This is a genomic window from Noviherbaspirillum suwonense, assembly GCF_900182955.1.
GTDB lineage: Bacteria > Pseudomonadota > Gammaproteobacteria > Burkholderiales > Burkholderiaceae_D > Noviherbaspirillum_A > Noviherbaspirillum_A suwonense.
Genome location: NZ_FXUL01000035.1, coordinates 20952 through 37388, shown reverse-complemented (window position 1 = coordinate 37388; position 16437 = coordinate 20952). Strand labels below are relative to the sequence as shown.

The window sequence follows — 16437 nt, the reverse complement described above, 5'->3', positions numbered from 1 at the left end:
AGAGGAAATAACGTCACTGCAGGGCTGACTGCCCATCGCCAAGGGTGGGGAAATTTACTTCGGCAGATTTGAGGAAATCACGAGCGGCATTGACATCAGGGCCTCGAGCTGCTTTTCATCAGCTTGGCGCGGCGCTTCTGTTGGATAGCGGCACCTGGGTATTCCGCCTGGTATGCCTCGATCTGCTCTGCTTCCGAGAAGCCATCCATACCGCGCGTGACAATGAACTCGTCCAGTGTTGGCTGCTTGTGCCTGCTGCCATCGACCTTCGACCAGTCGGCCAGGACCAGGCGCGCGGTGCCGAACCTGTTCTCCCTGCGCGCCGCGGCGGCCAAGGCATCCCGGATCCACGCAATCGTGCGACGCGCGGTCCTGACATCGGCATGGTCACCTTCAATTTGCAGATACCGTTCCCACGCCGCTTTCGTGTCCGCGCCTTGCACCAGGGCGCGCACGAAGGCGAAGTGGCCGATGTGCAGTTTTCTCGACTTATCAATGTGTGTATTTTTGTTTATGGTCTGTTTTAGAATCGACAGTAGGCCTCTTTTAAGCAGCTAGCCTGCGTTGATTCGTCTGCGAGCTGCACTGAGTATGAAGGTAACTGATAACATAATTGCGATGATTTCGGTCTGATAGTGACTCCGCAACAAGCGGGCTTGAGCAAGCCCAGCGGGGATACAGCTACAGGTCAGATCTCTATGTAAATAGCGTTTTTTTGGTTGATTCTTAGTTAAGAAACTTTGGAAAACGAAACGGAATGACTTTGGTTCCCAAGGACGAGCATCAAACCTATCTGGCAAAACTTGAAGCTGAGATTGAAAGTTTGCAAAAAAGAATCGACGCGTTGTCGGCGCGCATCGACAACATGAAATCAATCGGCGCTCCTGTGCATGCGCAGGTCGAATTGCTTGCTTTGATGCGGGTTATGGCGCGGTCTCTAAAGTTTGCCTGGTCTGATGCGACTAGGATGCTTGAAACTGGCGAAAGCCGTTCCAGCCCGCGTACAGAAAAATAAGTAAAGCACCGGGAGCCTGTCTAATATCCCCGTTCTGTCGAACATTGTTGTTTAAAATAATTTAATTGAAAATTCCGATGAAAATGAGGTGTCAATTCATCTGCAGCATCGCTTTCTTTCTTTTTATAGGACCGACGTCGGCAATCGCATCCTCTACCCTCTATGAAAGACTTGGTGGGCTGGAAAATATTAGGGCTATTGTGAGCCAAACGATCGACCGAACGGCAACTGATCCTCAGACTCGGGCTATTTTTGAAGGTATCAGGTTAGCCCCGGTAAAAGAAAGCGTAACGATGCACTTATGCGAAATTTCAGGCGGACCCTGTAGATATGATGGTGCGCCAATGGCAAAAGCCCATTCTGGAATGGGGATTAGTTCAAAGCAGTTTAACCTAATGGATGCGTACCTGAGTCAATCACTGACTGACCATGGTGTCAAAGATGCTGACAAAGCGAACTTGGCAAGGTTGCTGCAGCCGCTAAAGCCTGAAATTATTGAAAAGTAACTGTTCGCAGCTGGAAGCCGGCCGTGTCGGGCGCATTCGCGATGCGGATTACGTTTTCATAAGGCCGTAGTTTCTGGACATTCATGATGCCGATGCCATATTCCTCGCCTCCGAGGCGAAAATTCAGGACTTCGCAGGGATACGTCAGGGGTAAATCAGTCTGCATTACAGACTCTCATGATGATGATCGGTGAGGGCCGCTGATACGCAATGCGTAACGCACGGTACCGTCATCAGGCATAAGGCATTTCTAAATTCAAATAAAGGTTTGACGGGCAATCAGTAGCCAGAGATGCCAGACCTGGCACCCGGCTGTCACGCCTAGAATTCTTCCCAGTTCCCTGCGTCGCGTGCCGCCACCTTGGAACTGATGGCGACCGAACGTACATTGGCTGACGTAGATAGGTTTCGTTTGGCACCTAGCGAAGGCGTGATGGCGGTGACAGGCTTGTCGACCGGTGCAGGAAGGGGCATAGGTACCGCTCCGTCCAGCCGGAATACGCTCACCGCTTCGGACAGCGATCCTGTCTGTTCCCGCAACGATTCCGCCGCGGCCGCCGCCTGCTCTACCAATGCGGCGTTCTGCTGGGTGACAGCATCCATCATCCCGATCGCACGATTGATCTGCTCGATGCCGGCGCTCTGCTCCTGGGATGCCACCAGAATTTCACCCATAATGGCCGTCACCCGCTTGACGCTATCGACAATTTCTTCCATCGTCGCACCCGCTTCCGTCACCAGCTTGCTGCCGGTGCCGATGCGCTCGACCGAGTCCCCTATCAGGGACTTGATTTCCCTGGCTGCGGCCGCCGACTTCTGCGCCAGGCTGCGCACCTCGGTTGCCACGACCGCAAAGCCCCGTCCCTGTTCGCCGGCGCGGGCTGCTTCAACAGCGGCATTCAGTGCGAGGATATTGGTCTGGAACGCGATGGAATCAATGACACCGATGATGTCGGCGATCTTTTGCGCGGACTCGTTGATCGAGCCCATGGTGTCGACCACCTGGCTCATGACTGCACCGCCCCGGACGGCAACCGCCGAAGCGGCAATAGCGACGTCATTGCCTGCGCGGGCATTGTCGGCATTCTGCCTGACAGTGGAGGTCAGCTCCTCCATCGACGATGCAGTCTCTTCGAGCGACGATGCCTGTTGCTCGGTACGGGCAGACAGGTCCATGTTGCCGGCAGCGATTTCCCCAGACGCAGTGGAGATAGACTGGGTGCCGGCACGCACCTGCGCCACGATGCCCACCAGGCTGTCGCGCATGTCTTTCATCGCAGCCATAACGCTATGCTCGTCGCCCACGCGGGTCACGACTCTGACTGCGAGATCACCTTGTGCCACCCGGCGCGCAATGCCTGCTACGTCACCCGGTTCGCCGCCGAATTGCTTCAGCAGGCTACGGGTCATCATAATGCCAACGACCACAGCCACCAGCACCGCCAACGCCCCGACCATCAGGATAATTCGTTCTGACTGGCTGACAGTTGCAGCCGCTTGCTGGCTTTGCGCATCGGCGTTGCGCTGCACCGACTTGAGAACGACATCGATATCGGCGACGATCTGGCGACGCAGCGGCGAGCATTCCTTGACCAGGAACACACCATATTCTTCCATCTCGCCTTCAGTGCGATATTTACGCGGACGGTTCAGTTCTTCAGCCATGGCCAGCAAGCCCTTCCTTGCCTTCTCGAAGTCAGCTTCACCCTTGAATGCCGGCGTCATGGCGTTCAGTGAGGCCAGATAAAGTGCCTTTTGCTCGTCGAGGATATCAAGTTCACGGTTCGCGTCCGTCTCGCTGGTAAAGATGAACGCATTACGAGCGGCGATACCTGTCTGATCGAGCGCTTCCCGTGCGCTGTAGAGCTGCTCGAGCTTCTCAGCGCGTGTCCTGTTTTGCGTCTCCACTACCGCTTCAATGCTGTAGATGCGCATGAGCGCGAAGGTGGCGAGAATAACGATGAGAAGCGCCATCACGCCAAATCCCAACGAGAGCTTGGTGCTGATTTTCAGACTTGAGAGTTTTTGCATTTTTTTGAATAAAAAGGTTGGCAGTGCTCTTCCAAAAAGAGAACCGTGAATGTTGATGGACCAAACTAATTTCCAGTTAGGAATATTTACGACGCAATTTTTACCTTGTTGAGCTATTATTGGTACAACTCATCCAAATAATGTACCGATTCATCCAAGTGAACGACGAACTTCTGATTTCGCTTCTGTCCCGCTTCAACTTCGCAGTGGAGACCTTTTTCTCGGGCGACTTTTGCGGAGCAAATGAGTTCAGCGAGAACCAAAACGTAAGCCACCTGCATTTCGTGCGGCGCGGCCCCGTCACCATGGAACACGACGACGGCTCGACGATCGTGGCTGTGGAGCCGACGATCATTTTTTATCCACGGCCCTACAATCACCGCTTGGTCGTGGCACCCGGCACCGAAGCCGAACTTGTCTGCGCTAACGTCCAGTTCAAGGAAGCCGAGCGCAATCCGTTTGCCCAGTCACTCCCGGATTACCTGGCTATCCCATTGGCAGAGGTCGATGGCATTGGGGAAATCGTTGAGCTGCTGTTTGCCCGCGCTGCCACGCAATCCCTTGGCAAGCGCTTCATGATGGACAAGCTCAGTGACATCCTCGTCTTCGAGGTAATACGGCATGCCATGGAAACCGGACAACTGAAAGCCGGGATCCTGACCGGCTTCGCAGATGCCGGCATTGCCAAGGTACTGACGTTGATTCACGAGAACCCGGCCCGGGAATGGCAGGTTGGTACTTTGGCGACTGAAGCTTCAATGTCTCGCAGCAAATTTGCTAAGAAATTTCATGACCTGATCGGCATCAGTCCGGCTGCCTATGTTGCCGATTGGCGGTTGGACCTTGCGGAAATTCTTCTGCGCCAGGGTCAGCCGGTCAAATCAGTTGCCAGTGCGGTTGGCTATGGCACGCCGCAGTCCTTTGCCAGGGTGTTCATGGAACGGCGGGGCAAGACGCCAACACAATGGGCCGCGCGCATGAAAAAACCCGATTCTCCAGAAATGGAAGAGTCGGGTCAGTAGGAAGGTTAATCCCCGGGTGCGGCAAGCCCCAGCGGCATCGACAAAGCCGCGTTCCTTCAAAAAGCCGGCAACACCAACTGGCGCAGGTTGAACGCCATACAGCGCATTGAGGGCTGTCGTCAGTTCATTCGGGTTGTCGCGCGCATTGGTCGAGCCATCGTAAATGACGAGTTGCCCTATCGCGGTCTCCCCTGCCGCTGCCATTTCACGAGAAGCCGGCCGGGTTTGGCACCCACAGACGTGCCGTGAACTGCGGACGTGACCTGGTCAATCGCCTGCCCGACTGACACTCCATAGCAGCGGGATGGTCAGGAAAGTCAGATGACAAAAACAGGAAGCTCTTTTCATTGGCTTTCTGCCCTAACGGATCATCGTCTTCCGTTTCCGGCAATTTGACCCTACACCATGTCCAGCCGCCGCCGATTTCATAGACTTCGACCGCCTCGCCTTCGCAGGTGATTGTTTGGGTCCGATAGTCTTCCGGTTCCTCTCCCACGAACTGCAGCGTAATGATGCCAGTCGCCTCGTTATAGGACAGATCCGGCATGAGCGAGACGATTCTCAGGTCCGTCTCCTTGTCGAGGCGAGGCATGCCTCAGCCGTTCCAGGCGCTGCCGTCGCTGAAGCAGGGAAGCACCACGTCTTGAGCAAGGAATTCCGCCGTTACAGTGCCGCGGCGCATGACAAGCGCCGGCGCCACAACATACTGAATGGCGACATCCTCCGCGCACAGGAGCCGTTGAAAACCATCTCCCTGCGGCCAGATCGCAATCCGGCCATCATCCTCGGTAAAGGCCTCCATGTTCCTTGTGCCGATAAAGGATGTGAGCCAGCAACGCGCGGGCATCGTTCTTTCCCAACCTCTTTTTCAGGTTGTGCTGCTCGTTTTCAACAATCCGGACGGACCTCGGGCATCGGCATGCTTCGACCCCCGCCTCCTTCAGATAGACGAAGCGCTGCAGGTTGTAAGAAGCGACCTTCCAGTTCAGGTGCAGCCTTGTGCGTGCCAGGCCAATGGAGCGCAGCGTCTTGCCGCCCATCTGTCCCAAGCTTGCGAACACGTGCTCGACGCGTGCACGCGTTAGGGATGAAATGGCTGCAAAAATTGAGGGAAATATGAGTGTTGTTGCAAAAAATAAACTTTTCTAAAATTACAATTTACTTTCTCGATAGAAACGTTAACAATCGTTCATCTTTAACAATGACGCTCTTGTTCACGCCCTGCCATGAAGATTGCCATAGTCGATTTCGACCTTACACAAGCTAAATCAATGTGCGAGATTCTTGCCAACGCGGGCCATGAATGCACTCCTTTCCAGGAAAGTGCAGAGTTGTTACGACGGTTTCAGCGCGAACCCTATGATGTGCTAGTCGTGAACCTGCAGCACGCAGAAGAAGAAATCAATCCAGTCCAGGCAATACGCGCGCAGGTGCCTGCTACGGTGCCCATTCTTTGCATTGCCAGATCAACTAATGAGGAAGAAATTGTTGCAAGTCTGAACGCTGGTGCCAACGACTATCTGTTCAGGCCGATACGCCGCCGGGAACTCGTCACCAGAATCTTGGTGCTGTTGCGGCAGGCCTATCCATACCAAGTGTCTGATGAACAACTTCACTTCGGTCCGTATGTGTTTGAGCCACGCCGGGGGCGAATTAGCATCATGGGCAAGTTAGTGGATGTGACAAAAAAAGAGTTCGATCTGGCCCTGCTGTTTTTCCGTAACGTTGGCCGGCCCCTCTCTCGAACCCTTATTGTCGAGACGGTTTGGGCGGGAAATCCACCCGAAATATCGCGCACCATGGATACACACGTATCACGGGTACGCAATAAGTTGAGCTTGATTCCAGAACACGGTTTTCGCCTTTCTCCCGTGTACGGGTTTGGTTATCGGCTAGACCAGATCAACTCAAACAAGGGTGATAGGCAGTCTAGCGAAGACTGACCTATCAGCCTTTACAGATACATTTAATTGCGCCATGAAATCGGCTGTTTTGTGAAGCCTCCAAGAGATTTTGCACAAAGGAAAGTTTATGGCGTGATCCGCATAAGCCTGGCGATAATCCGGTTGAACAAGGCCACTACTGAAATCGAACGAGACAAAGCTGGTCAATGGCTCTGGGCATGGGTTTCACTTGGTGGGACCCGTTACATGAAGTCGAAGCGCAATAACAAATAAACAAAGTACAAAGTGCTGTCGTAATGAATTTATAACAACAAAATAGTTGCTAATTCATAATTAATTTAACATTGTTTACAAGCAGCGAAACATTGTGTGCTAAATTTTAACTGAACAGGAAGCAAAATCGACTCAGGGAAAAATGGCACAACGGGACATTTATCAGCGCAAGATATACGCAACGCGCCGGATGAGCCTGGCAGTCATAAGACTAAGCCAGGCAATGTCCCTAGCTGAGCAAGACAAAGCGAGACGTTGGATAAAAATGTGGGGAACTGTTAGTGCCATTCATGAAGCCAAGCTCAAGAACGGCGGCCACCAGGGAGGCAGCGGCCGGCGATAGCTCTGTTATGAAAAGCAGCTCATCCAAAGGAGAACAGCTCGAAATTGGTGCTGGATTTTTGCCAACCGCCAGCCCCGGTGGATGCAGATTATTCTTTTGAAAACTTGTCTCACTCTGAACCCTGCATAAACGAATATTAGCTCAGATTTGGTTTATGAAAGCCAAAAAATTTCATTCATGTAAGTAATTTTGTGGTTACAAGTTGAGGCAAGGTGATGGTAAATGTACTCCCTAAATCTTTGCCATGGCTCATTGCCGTTACGTTTCCGCCATGCAATTCAACTAGGCTCTTAACTAAAGCCAGTCCCAACCCCAGTCCACCATTCTTCCGGTCTGTAGAGCGCTCAGCCTGAACGTAAAAGTCAAATATTTCAGTTATTGCTGCTGGATCGATGCCGATGCCATTGTCCACAACTGTCAGTAAATAATGATTTTCCTCTATCGCCAAGGTAACGCGGATGTTTCCCTGGTCCGGCGTGTATCGTGCCGCATTACTTAAAAGGTTACACACCACTTGAACTAACCGAGTTCGGTCCCCATATACCTTACATTCGTGTACTGGAATTTCCATCTTAAGTAGATGATTCTTGGCTGCTATCATAGGTGTGACCTGCTCTACTGCGTTTTTAACAATAGTGCGCAGGTCGATCGCGTGCTTATCGAGCAGAACTAAACCTTGGGACACACGGGAGACGTCAACCAAATCTTCTACCAAGCGGGACATATGGCCTACCTGACGTTGAATGACCTCCGACAGTTGAGTGACACGAGCGGCATCAGCCGGGGATGTTCCCAACAACTGGGCAGCCATTCTTGTTGCCGAAAGAGGATTTCGCAGTTCATGGCTCAGTACCGCAAGAAAATGGTCTTTACGCTGGTTTGCAAGCTTTAATTCTCCTTCATGTAACGCTGAAGTTGTAACATCTTCACAACTACCAATCCACTCCTTGATGTTTCCGTTGCTGTCCTTCCAAGGCACGGCCCTGGTTTCAAGGTAACGATACTTTCCGTCTTGGCGAAGAACCCTAAAAGTAAATTTGGATATCTCGCTTGACACAAGCGTAGCCTGCCACCACTCGCGCGCTTTTTCCCGATCTTCCGGGTGCACCGCTTCGTGCCAGCCTTGCTGCAGATCGCCTTTGTATCCGGTGTAATTGCGCCAAGATTCTCCACCTTGAACAATTACACCTTGTGAATCGGTTCGCCACACGAGTTGAGAAAGAGATTCACTTAACAGTCGGTAGCGTGTTTCGCTATCCCGAACGGCTTCTTCTGCTTTCTTACGCTCGGTGATATCCCGAAAAAACAGGGCAAGTCCTTCGTCAATGGGATATACGCTGAGTTCATACCACCCGATTTCGCCAGTCGGATCTTCCCAGCGATTTTCCAAGTGCACAGGAACACGCTCTACCATTGCTTTTCGGTACAGCTGGCCTACCTCGGAGTTGGCAGGCTCTGGCCACAACGCCCAATAGCTTTGCCCGGAAAGTTCGTAGAACGGCCGCTTGCTGATCCGCACCCCAGTATCGTTCATTTCAAGAACATTGAAATTGTGGTCAACGATGCATAACCCCTCTGCCATGCCACCTAGTATCTGATCCCGTCTGTCACGTTCACGACGTAATTCCGTTTCGCTGCGATCACGGTCAAGAATCAGTGCGATCGTAGTCGCGCAGATATCAGCGAGTTCTTTTTCTCGTAAAGTCGGCTTGTGCGGCTTATCAAAATACACAGAAAGGACGCCTAGCGCATCACCATCAGCGTCATAGAACGGCGTTGAGTAAACTGCTCGAAAAGAATGTTGGGCCGCCCAAGGACGGAATTGAGCTACCGCATCGTTAGACTCGAAGTCTTCGATAATGACACGGTGCCGTTCTGCAAAAGCAAGGCCGCAACAGCCCTGCCCTGGCTTAACCTTTGTTAAACCTTCTACCGCCGACTCAACCAGTCCCACACTTGCTTTCACAGTTAAGGCATCTCTACCTTGATCGAAAAACAATATGACGCCATATTGCGTCTGGTGGAACTCCACGACCGTGCGCAGAATGCGTTCCAGTTTTTGATGGACCGTGTCAGCTTTCAGTAGTGCTGTGCTAAGGCGATGCAGTGCCTTCCAGTCCGATATTTCGTTGACCTCGTCATGGCTGCTACTAATAACATTTTCGTAATTGATCATATTCGAGTTACTCAGTAACAGCCGCGACTTGGGACAGAGACGATTATAGACAGAAAGCAAGCATGATCGTTGCAGAGAGAAACAGAACAAATTCCGAGACAATTAATTCCTGCGGTCACTATTTTTTAAAAATAAAATGATATGTGCAAAAACGACCGGTTGCGTACCCCCTTAAATAGAATTGTACGAAACTATGCTTGCAGTCGTGACGCTATTCACGCCGGAGCGCGTGCTGGCTATGGAAGTGCACTGGCATGCGGCCGCACTGGAAGACATGACGCTTTGAGGTGGAGACATGGAACCTAGAATAAATGCGAAGCGGCTGGACAAGGATCGCCGAGATGAGGTCAACACTGCCCTCGCCAATCTGATCAACCAGATGATCAAGGCGCATGAGCGCATGGCCACAAACCCGGACTTTTTGCAATGAGTGCAAGCCCGGATTTTTTGATGCCGGCGCGACAGCTATTTCGATAACTCTTCTTATTACAATACTAGTCATGCTCGGGTAAACTGGCATTATGAATTTACGTCTCGATCGTCCTGTCGCCGAGCCGCCCTCTTCTCTCGACGGGTTTTCGACTGGGGCTGAGCTCGCGGCACTATGTGCTAGAAATCACTGATGGAATACACCCGAGGCGGTGGCCAGATACCTTGACGCGAAGCTGGCTGCCACAGAGGTCAACTGACGACGATAGCTTTGTGTGTGTAGTTCTCTGGTTTTTGCCGGCTGTTACCACAGTCAAACAGGGGAAATCCAACCCAAAGCGGTCATCCATACGGCAGATGACAATTTTCGCTATGCAGCGAATTGAGCCGATCGCGCCAATGTGTTTCGGCCATACTCCGGCCAGTTGGAAGTCACATTTCCCCGCGGGTGCATTCGCGCAGAAGGCGACTATTTAAGATTTCTCAACTTCTTTGTAGACTGCGACAACAAAGTTTGCACATCGAGACCATGCTGGTTGACCAGCTTCTGGATGTACGGGACTGACAGGTCGCGGAAATTCAGCCACTCAAAGCTCTTGAAAAAGTCGCGCAGCCGCTTAACGAACTGCTTCAGTTCCCGCTCGCGCATCGCCTCGACATCGTGGGTGAACGATGCCGCGCTAGCGACGGTGTTGGTAGGGTGGATGATGATGTGCTTCACCTGCATGCCGGGGTAGTGCTTGGTGAACCAGGCGCTGGATCGATTCATCTGTTCCGCCTCGCGCTTGTTGATCTCCGCGCGGCTGATCTCGACCTCGTCCTTGCATTCCCACAGGATGTATTGAGAGTCATCTAGAGCCCAGAGGTTGTCGGGTCCTTCCTTCCATTCCTTGTCCGGCCGTTCGCCTGCAAAGCCGATGGCCCTGCTGATCTCGTCCAGGGCCTGCTCGAACTTGTCCGCCTTGACACCGAAAGCCAATCGCCCAAGGATTTCGGATAGGGCAATGTCTAGCTGCTCATAGTTGTCGAACTTGCCGACCCAGGCAGCGATGCGTTCGATTCGGCCTTGGCTCACTACCGTCAGCTTCGCGACGGTGACTCCCTCAGGCGGCTTTAAAAGCAGGCGGTTGGCCTTGTGGGCTGCGAGCTGCAGACGCCGCGATTCGGTCCGGTTGCCTCGGTACTGGTAGCGCGCGATTTCCTGCAGATACCAGCCTTGGTCCTGCTTGTCGACCAGCTTCTGGTCGAGTATCTTCTGCAACATGTCGGCCGCGCTGGCGTAGTCGCCATCGAGATAGCTCCGTTCGGCCGACAGCTCGGTCGCGTACATGCGCAAAACCTTCTCGTTGGCGCCGGACGGCTTGACCTTCTCCATTTGCTCGACGTAAAAGGCTTTCCAGTCTTCATCGCGCTGGAGGCATTGGCGAACCAATGCATGGAAGGCAGCTGTCGGCGTGTCGCCGCTATCGATGTCCTGCTTCGCCATCTCGGCGATTTCCAGGCCTATCTCGATTTGCCTGGACATCTGCGGCGAAAGAAAAGTCCGCGATGCCTTGTCGCGAACGAGTCGTGTCAGATCGGCGCCGATGATGACGACCACCGAATAGTCCTTCTCGCCACGTACACTGCGGCCCATGCCCTGTTCGACAGTGCGCACCGTACGCATCAGCGTGGCCACGCTGTCAGGCCGGCAAGCCTCTTCATATAGATCGACTAGGCTTTCTGAATACGGCTTGCCGTCGAAAATCAGGACGCGGCAGGTGTCGTCGGGCAGATCGATCCCGTCGTAGCGATTAACGAGGACGATGGTCTTTTCGTATTCGCCTTCGCGCAGGCCCTCGATGACCTCACTTACGGAGTCTTTGTCCGCAATTATGGCGCCATACGACTGCCAGTCTTTCACCTTGGCGAACGCCGTCGCCAACGCGACTACGCCGTGCTGGCGTTTGGGCTTGGGCGCAGCGTAGCCGCTCACGATCCGCTCGCGATCCAGCTCTTCATGAATCAGCGAGGGTAGCAGCACCATCTTCTCGCCCGACCAGCTTTCCTTGGCGTAAGTCAAGGGATGAAGGATGGTTTCCGGCTTGAGCTGGAGCCCTTTGATGAGGAAGGCGTCATCGGTCACCGTGGCCGACATAAAGATGCGGTGCGCTGCGCTAGCATAGCTGCCGAAGGCCGTTAGCGGCGGAATGCGCGGCTCGATCTCAATGGCCACACCGGACACGACGCACTGACAGGATTCCAAGATGTCTTTGAGCAGCGGCCAGGCGAACTTAATCGACTTGCGCTCTGTGTGCGTGGCGAGGATGTTGGCAACATCGGACGCGCGCTCGATCCAAGCCCAGTAGGGCACTTGGAGCAGCGCGTCACGCTTGCCGTTGCTGACATCCGCAAAGGTACCGACACCCTGTTGTTCCAGGTCGCTGGTGAAGAGCGTCTTGATGGCGTCGTAGGCAGGTTCCTCCTTCGGGATGCGAATCCGGCAGGCCTCACGAATCGTGTCGGCGCAGGCATGTGCGTCGTCCATGAGCAGCGCGCCTACAGCAACCGACTTGTGATACAGCCCGAACTTGGTGAGCCCGTTGAACAGTTTCTGAACCGACGTAACCAGAATCTTCTCGCCGTTCAAAAAGTCATCGGGGAGTTCGGGATCGGCCTGGCAGGTGGCGATGCCGAATTGCTTGGCCTGCTCGATCGTCTGCTCGATCAGGAAGTTGTCCGGGCACAGGTACAGGGCCGGACCTTTGCCGCTGTTGAGCTGGGACTGAAGCAGCAGCAGGCCGATCAGAGTCTTTCCCTGTCCCGTGTGCAGCTTGACGATCACGTCTTTTTGTTCATGATGGTTCGCGAACCAATCCTTCAGCACTGCAGCTTGGGCGGGACGCAATGGCCCTTTGTCATGCGCACGGTCCAGCGTGTCATACAGCTTGAGCGGATCGGTCGGACGCTCTGCCCTCTTGCCAGCCAGCCGCTTTTTGAAGTCAACCAACTCTATCTCCCATTTTTGGTTTGTGCCCGTGCATCATTCGGTAGCATCGACTTCCACTTCGGCCTCGAGCTCGACTTCGGTCTGAGCCTGAAGCTCGGCGATCGCGGTGCGCAGCGGGCCGTAAATTATAATTTCGCCGCCTAGGATTTCAAAGGTCACCGCTAGCACATAGCGCGCCGTTGAGTCCGGGTCATGGCTCCAGCCTTGATGGCCCACCACGGCGATGCAGAAGTGGTCGGGCAAGCTGTTCGAGCGAACGACCGCCCAGTCCTTCTGCACCGTTCCGCTGTTGCGCTTAAAGTCGCGGATCAAGCCGTCCTGCGGTTTTTCATGCAGCACCCAGGGCAGCGTAGAGCCAGGCAGCGGCGCCGCGCCATTTGACACATCTTTCATCGCGCGCACACGGAAGTCATGGAGCCCCTCACCCAGCTTGCTGGCCTTCCAATCGACCCACGTCGAGAGGTAGCGGCGCAGATTGCGTCGAGTGCGCCTGGGTTGAGCGACGTAAGACAGGGTCACGTCGATGCGGATGTCGAATTCATCGGCTTGCTGTCGCAGCTCGGCCGGGATCGGCACCTGGTAGACGTGGCATTCGCCGGCATGGATTCCGGTGTCGCCACTCGTAATGAGAGTCGTTCGATGGTCCGTGTTTGTGGTCGCACGCGCTTCGTCCGGCACGCCGAAGCCTAGGCAACGGAACGCGCTCGACGCAGCAGCGAACAGGGCCTGCTTTTCCGCGAACGTCATGCCCGGCGGCGGATTGCGCAAACGTGAAAGCAAGTCTTCTGCCCACTCCGGCCATTGCGCTGATTGCACAACGAGGGCGCGGTACAACAGCGCTGGCTCTGCGGGAAGGACGCGCTGCACCTGAGCTGCAATGCGGGCGACCTTAGGGGCGGCATAGGAGGTGCCGGCGGTGTCGCGATCGGCTGCTGGCCCGGGCCCATGAAGCGTTGAGCGGACCAAGTTGGGGCAAGCGGCGGGGACGACGCCCCCAGCCTGAATGTCCGGCGGCTCGTTGTTCGTGCGAACGGCGTCGCCACCGTACTCCACGACTTCAGGCTTAATTACGTTCCATATGCCGGGGCCCGACCGCGAGAACGCCGAGGGGCTTGCAGCATGCTTGGCGAAAGTCCGCCAGGCGCCCAGCTCAGCGGCATCGTAGGCGATCGAGCCGACGGTCAGTGCCTGCAAACTCTGCCCAGGATTGGCGATGCGTGCCGCATTTTCTTCGAGGTAGGAGGGATAGGCCCGGCCGGCGTTGAGGTGGTCGGCGATGCCCAGGAACGGCGGCACTCCTTGCAGCGGCAGGTTTCCGGCGCTTTGCACAATGAGAACGTCACGCTCATTGCACAGCTGGTCAATCTCTGCCGCCCAAGAGGACATATAGCGGGTGCGGCAGTAGCTGCGACTATTGATTGAGTGATTGAAAATGCGGGTCTTACGCGGGCTGTCGTTGAACCGTTCGACGGACCTGCGCAATGCTTCGGGCGGGAACAGTTCGACCGGCATCGCATTCTGAGCGTCGAGCACGCGTGCGTTCTGAATCCAGAATGGCAGTTGCGGTGCACCACCTGCTGGCACGTCCTCGCCGTACAGCACGGCGCCGGCGACGCGCGTGCCGTGCCCGCCTGGCGCTACTTCATCCGCAACAGCCGTCGCGGCCTCGCCTGGCAGGAAGCAATGAGATGTGGCTTGGTCGATGCCGGGCTGAAGCAGGACATGCGCTTCTTGAATACCACTGTCGATGATACATACGGAAGGCGCGTCGTCATCGGGCGAGAGAGGCATCACTGCTGGCGCTGCTTGCACGCCTTGTTGGCCCTGATTTTGGGGCAGCGCGATATCTTCCGGCTCGACGACCTCGAAGATGTAGGGGTAGTTGAGAACAAAGTCCTTCAGCCCTTTTCCCAAGATCTTTAGTCGGACCGTGAAGCTATCCGGCAGAACGCCCGCATCGAAGTCAGCGCTGTCCGTAAGATGGAGGATTTCCGCTTGGTAGAACTCGGCGAACTTCTGAATGGAAGTCTCGCGTTCGATCTTGACGTCATCCCACTCGTTGTAGGCGCGGGTCCGCCTTTCCGACCAATTGAACTCTTTTGCAGCCCACTCGGCGTCCGTCGCGCGAGTGCCGCGGATCGGCCGCGGTGGAATCTCCTGGGTGCCGGCGCAGGCGATGCCGATGTCGACGATGTAGAGCTGGTCTTCGACGATGTTACCCCATGACGCCATGAGATGTTCGGATAGGATGCGGCCCAGCCGGTCTGTCTGGTTGGGGTCATCGAATAGCGTGTGGACCTCGGCGATAGTGGCCGAACCATGTGCCGTGATGGCAAAACCCTGGACCATGGCGCGGAATGCCGTGAGCTGAATGTCTTTCGACGCGACGATCACATAGCCCTCTTCCTGCTCTGCAACGATCTCGAATTGGAACTTGGCGCGCAGGGCGTCCAGATCAAGCCCGGTGTCGATCTGCAGCAAGATGGGAATGCCTGCAGGGATGGCTGGCAAGACCTGCCCGGTCGCCTGACGTTGTGCCCGGCGCGCTTGCCAGTTCGCACTGAGCGCTTGGGCTGCGGTGTCCAAGGCAACGCTGTGCGTTTGGCGCTGCGCGCCTTTGTTAGCTAGTGTTTGCGGCGACGGATCACCACCTCCGCGCAGGCGCGCCTTGCCTTGGTAGCGCAGGAGCAGTGGAAGGTGGTCAAATTTGTGTGCTCCCGGCATCGATTACGCCCTTTGTGCCGAATCGTGCCGCTGCAGCTCCTCGACGGCCTTCAGTAGCTTGTCTTGCGACAAGGACTCACGGCCGGCTAGCACTGCGGCTTTCGCAGCGTCCTGCGCCGCCTTCACTACCATCGCGGCCGATGAGCCTTGGAGCTTGGCGACCAATGGCTCCCAGGCGACGGTCCTATCCATCCGCACGCTGGACAGGGTGATCTTCAACAGCTTCTCAATTTCAGTCTCACCAGGCAGGGGGATGGAGAAAACATCGTCAAAGCGCCTGAACAGCGCAGGGTCTAGCGCGGACTCGAGATTCGTCGTCGCCACTAACAATCCAGGCGCGTCGTATTCTTCCATAAGCTGCAGCAGCGTGTTCACTATGCGGGACACTTCGCCAATATCCTTGGAGGCAGTACGCGACCGTGCAATGAAGTCGCATTCGTCAAGCAGCAACACGCAAGGCTTCTCCCGAGCGCTGCTGAAGATGGATCGGAGGTTCTGGGCCGACTCCCCGAAAAAGGAAGATATAAGCACATCGAAGCGCACCTTCATTAGTGGCAAGCCGGTATTCCAAGCCAGCCGCTTGGCACCCAACGACTTGCCGCAGCCCGGCGGGCCGTAGAGCAACACTGTCTTGCGCGGCTTGAGTCCGAAGGTACGCAGCCGGTCGCGGGCCGCATATTCTGCTTCGATGCGGGCGAAACGCTGCTCGACCGCTTCGGGCAGCACCATATGATGCTCAAGCTGATCGTGTGATATGAGCGTTGCGAGGGTCTCGCCATGACGCCGACTCATCGGAAGCTCTTTGAGCGTGCGGTCGATGGCGGGCGCTGACGGCGGCACGGCTGGCCGCTTGGCCTTGGGCTGGTTGATAATCCCTTCGAGCTGTTCGGCAAGCCGGGCGTGCCCCGTCTTGCGCTCGGCTTCAACAATCTTGACGGCCAGTCGGTCCAGATCCGTTTGCGAACCATCGGCGATGGCTCTTACTACTCTCTTCAGAATATCGGCATTCATGCGATATCACCCTC

Annotated in this window: 15 protein-coding genes; 5 read left to right on the top strand and 10 right to left on the bottom strand. The window is 55.1% G+C overall.

The window, feature by feature from the left end:
- Window positions 1–95: 95 nt before the first annotated feature.
- Window positions 96–455 (bottom strand): hypothetical protein, encoded by a 360-nt coding sequence (locus tag QOL82_RS27195; protein WP_283445463.1) that lies wholly within the window; start codon window positions 453–455, stop codon window positions 96–98.
- A gap of 302 nt (window positions 456–757) precedes the next feature.
- On the opposite strand from QOL82_RS27195, the gene QOL82_RS27190 reads away from it, so the two are divergent.
- Together QOL82_RS27190 and QOL82_RS27185 are read left to right on the top strand one after the other, a co-directional pair.
- A complete protein-coding gene (locus QOL82_RS27190; RefSeq protein ID WP_283445462.1) occupies window positions 758–1015 on the top strand; it encodes a hypothetical protein in 258 nt (85 codons plus the stop codon).
- Between the two features lie 65 nt (window positions 1016–1080).
- Window positions 1081–1521: a group I truncated hemoglobin gene (locus QOL82_RS27185; RefSeq protein ID WP_283445461.1), complete on the top strand. Its 441-nt coding sequence runs from the start codon at window positions 1081–1083 to the stop codon at window positions 1519–1521.
- Here QOL82_RS27185 and QOL82_RS27180 read toward each other — a convergent pair.
- Together QOL82_RS27180 and QOL82_RS27175 are read right to left on the bottom strand one after the other, a co-directional pair.
- Window positions 1508–1687, bottom strand: a complete 180-nt coding sequence (locus QOL82_RS27180; RefSeq protein WP_430438558.1) for a chemotaxis protein CheW — start codon at window positions 1685–1687, stop codon at window positions 1508–1510. The two genes, QOL82_RS27185 and QOL82_RS27180, sit on opposite strands and share 14 nt — an antisense overlap.
- Window positions 1688–1842: 155 nt before the next feature.
- Window positions 1843–3552: a methyl-accepting chemotaxis protein gene (locus QOL82_RS27175; protein WP_283445460.1), complete on the bottom strand. Its 1710-nt coding sequence runs from the start codon at window positions 3550–3552 to the stop codon at window positions 1843–1845.
- Window positions 3553–3710: 158 nt separating this feature from the next.
- Here QOL82_RS27175 and QOL82_RS27170 point away from each other — a divergent pair, with 158 nt between their 5' ends.
- Window positions 3711–4574, top strand: coding sequence for an AraC family transcriptional regulator (locus tag QOL82_RS27170; protein WP_283445459.1), 864 nt, complete (start codon window positions 3711–3713; stop codon window positions 4572–4574).
- Window positions 4575–4779: 205 nt separating this feature from the next.
- Here the strand turns inward: QOL82_RS27170 and QOL82_RS27165 are convergent, their stop codons facing one another.
- From QOL82_RS27165 to QOL82_RS27155, 3 genes are read right to left on the bottom strand one after another with little or no spacing between them, the layout of a single operon-like run.
- Complete coding sequence (locus tag QOL82_RS27165) at window positions 4780–5166, bottom strand: hypothetical protein (RefSeq protein ID WP_283445458.1); 387 nt, start codon at window positions 5164–5166, stop codon at window positions 4780–4782.
- A 3-nt stretch (window positions 5167–5169) separates the two neighbouring features.
- Window positions 5170–5376: a hypothetical protein gene (locus QOL82_RS27160; RefSeq protein WP_283445457.1), complete on the bottom strand. Its 207-nt coding sequence runs from the start codon at window positions 5374–5376 to the stop codon at window positions 5170–5172.
- The gene (locus QOL82_RS27155; protein WP_346772320.1) at window positions 5354–5614 is read right to left on the bottom strand and encodes a hypothetical protein; all 261 of its coding nucleotides are present in this window, start codon (window positions 5612–5614) and stop codon (window positions 5354–5356) included. Before QOL82_RS27155 ends, QOL82_RS27160 begins: the two co-directional genes overlap by 23 nt.
- Window positions 5615–5800: 186 nt before the next feature.
- Here QOL82_RS27155 and QOL82_RS27150 point away from each other — a divergent pair, with 186 nt between their 5' ends.
- Window positions 5801–6517 carry a response regulator transcription factor gene (locus QOL82_RS27150; protein WP_283445456.1) on the top strand — a complete coding sequence of 239 codons (717 nt, stop codon included), beginning with the start codon at window positions 5801–5803 and terminating at the stop codon, window positions 6515–6517.
- Window positions 6518–7269: 752 nt separating this feature from the next.
- Here the strand turns inward: QOL82_RS27150 and QOL82_RS27145 are convergent.
- The gene (locus QOL82_RS27145) at window positions 7270–9270 is read right to left on the bottom strand and encodes a PAS domain S-box protein (RefSeq protein ID WP_283445455.1); all 2001 of its coding nucleotides are present in this window, start codon (window positions 9268–9270) and stop codon (window positions 7270–7272) included.
- Window positions 9271–9565: 295 nt separating this feature from the next.
- Here QOL82_RS27145 and QOL82_RS27140 point away from each other — a divergent pair, with 295 nt between their 5' ends.
- The gene (locus QOL82_RS27140; RefSeq protein WP_283445454.1) at window positions 9566–9700 is read left to right on the top strand and encodes a hypothetical protein; all 135 of its coding nucleotides are present in this window, start codon (window positions 9566–9568) and stop codon (window positions 9698–9700) included.
- A 468-nt stretch (window positions 9701–10168) separates the two neighbouring features.
- On the opposite strand, the gene QOL82_RS27135 is transcribed toward QOL82_RS27140, so the two are convergent.
- From QOL82_RS27135 to QOL82_RS27125, 3 genes are read right to left on the bottom strand one after another with little or no spacing between them, the layout of a single operon-like run.
- Window positions 10169–12688 (bottom strand): DEAD/DEAH box helicase family protein, encoded by a 2520-nt coding sequence (locus QOL82_RS27135; RefSeq protein WP_283445453.1) that lies wholly within the window; start codon window positions 12686–12688, stop codon window positions 10169–10171.
- 33 nt (window positions 12689–12721) lie between these two features.
- The gene (locus tag QOL82_RS27130) at window positions 12722–15412 is read right to left on the bottom strand and encodes a S8 family peptidase (RefSeq protein WP_283445452.1); all 2691 of its coding nucleotides are present in this window, start codon (window positions 15410–15412) and stop codon (window positions 12722–12724) included.
- Between the two features lie 3 nt (window positions 15413–15415).
- Window positions 15416–16423 carry an AAA family ATPase gene (locus tag QOL82_RS27125; protein WP_283445451.1) on the bottom strand — a complete coding sequence of 336 codons (1008 nt, stop codon included), beginning with the start codon at window positions 16421–16423 and terminating at the stop codon, window positions 15416–15418.
- Window positions 16424–16437: the final 14 nt, after the last annotated feature.

Coding starts and splice junctions, on each gene's coding strand:
- QOL82_RS27190 (WP_283445462.1), top strand. CDS start 758: ATGACTTTGGTTCCCAAGGACGAGCATCAAACCTATCTGGCAAAACTT.
- QOL82_RS27180 (WP_430438558.1), bottom strand. CDS start 1,687: ATGCAGACTGATTTACCCCTGACGTATCCCTGCGAAGTCCTGAATTTT.
- QOL82_RS27175 (WP_283445460.1), bottom strand. CDS start 3,552: ATGCAAAAACTCTCAAGTCTGAAAATCAGCACCAAGCTCTCGTTGGGA.
- QOL82_RS27165 (WP_283445458.1), bottom strand. CDS start 5,166: ATGCCTCGCCTCGACAAGGAGACGGACCTGAGAATCGTCTCGCTCATG.
- QOL82_RS27160 (WP_283445457.1), bottom strand. CDS start 5,376: ATGGAGGCCTTTACCGAGGATGATGGCCGGATTGCGATCTGGCCGCAG.
- QOL82_RS27155 (WP_346772320.1), bottom strand. CDS start 5,614: ATGGGCGGCAAGACGCTGCGCTCCATTGGCCTGGCACGCACAAGGCTG.
- QOL82_RS27150 (WP_283445456.1), top strand. CDS start 5,801: ATGAAGATTGCCATAGTCGATTTCGACCTTACACAAGCTAAATCAATG.
- QOL82_RS27145 (WP_283445455.1), bottom strand. CDS start 9,270: ATGATCAATTACGAAAATGTTATTAGTAGCAGCCATGACGAGGTCAAC.
- QOL82_RS27140 (WP_283445454.1), top strand. CDS start 9,566: ATGGAACCTAGAATAAATGCGAAGCGGCTGGACAAGGATCGCCGAGAT.
- QOL82_RS27130 (WP_283445452.1), bottom strand. CDS start 15,412: ATGCCGGGAGCACACAAATTTGACCACCTTCCACTGCTCCTGCGCTAC.
- QOL82_RS27125 (WP_283445451.1), bottom strand. CDS start 16,423: ATGAATGCCGATATTCTGAAGAGAGTAGTAAGAGCCATCGCCGATGGT.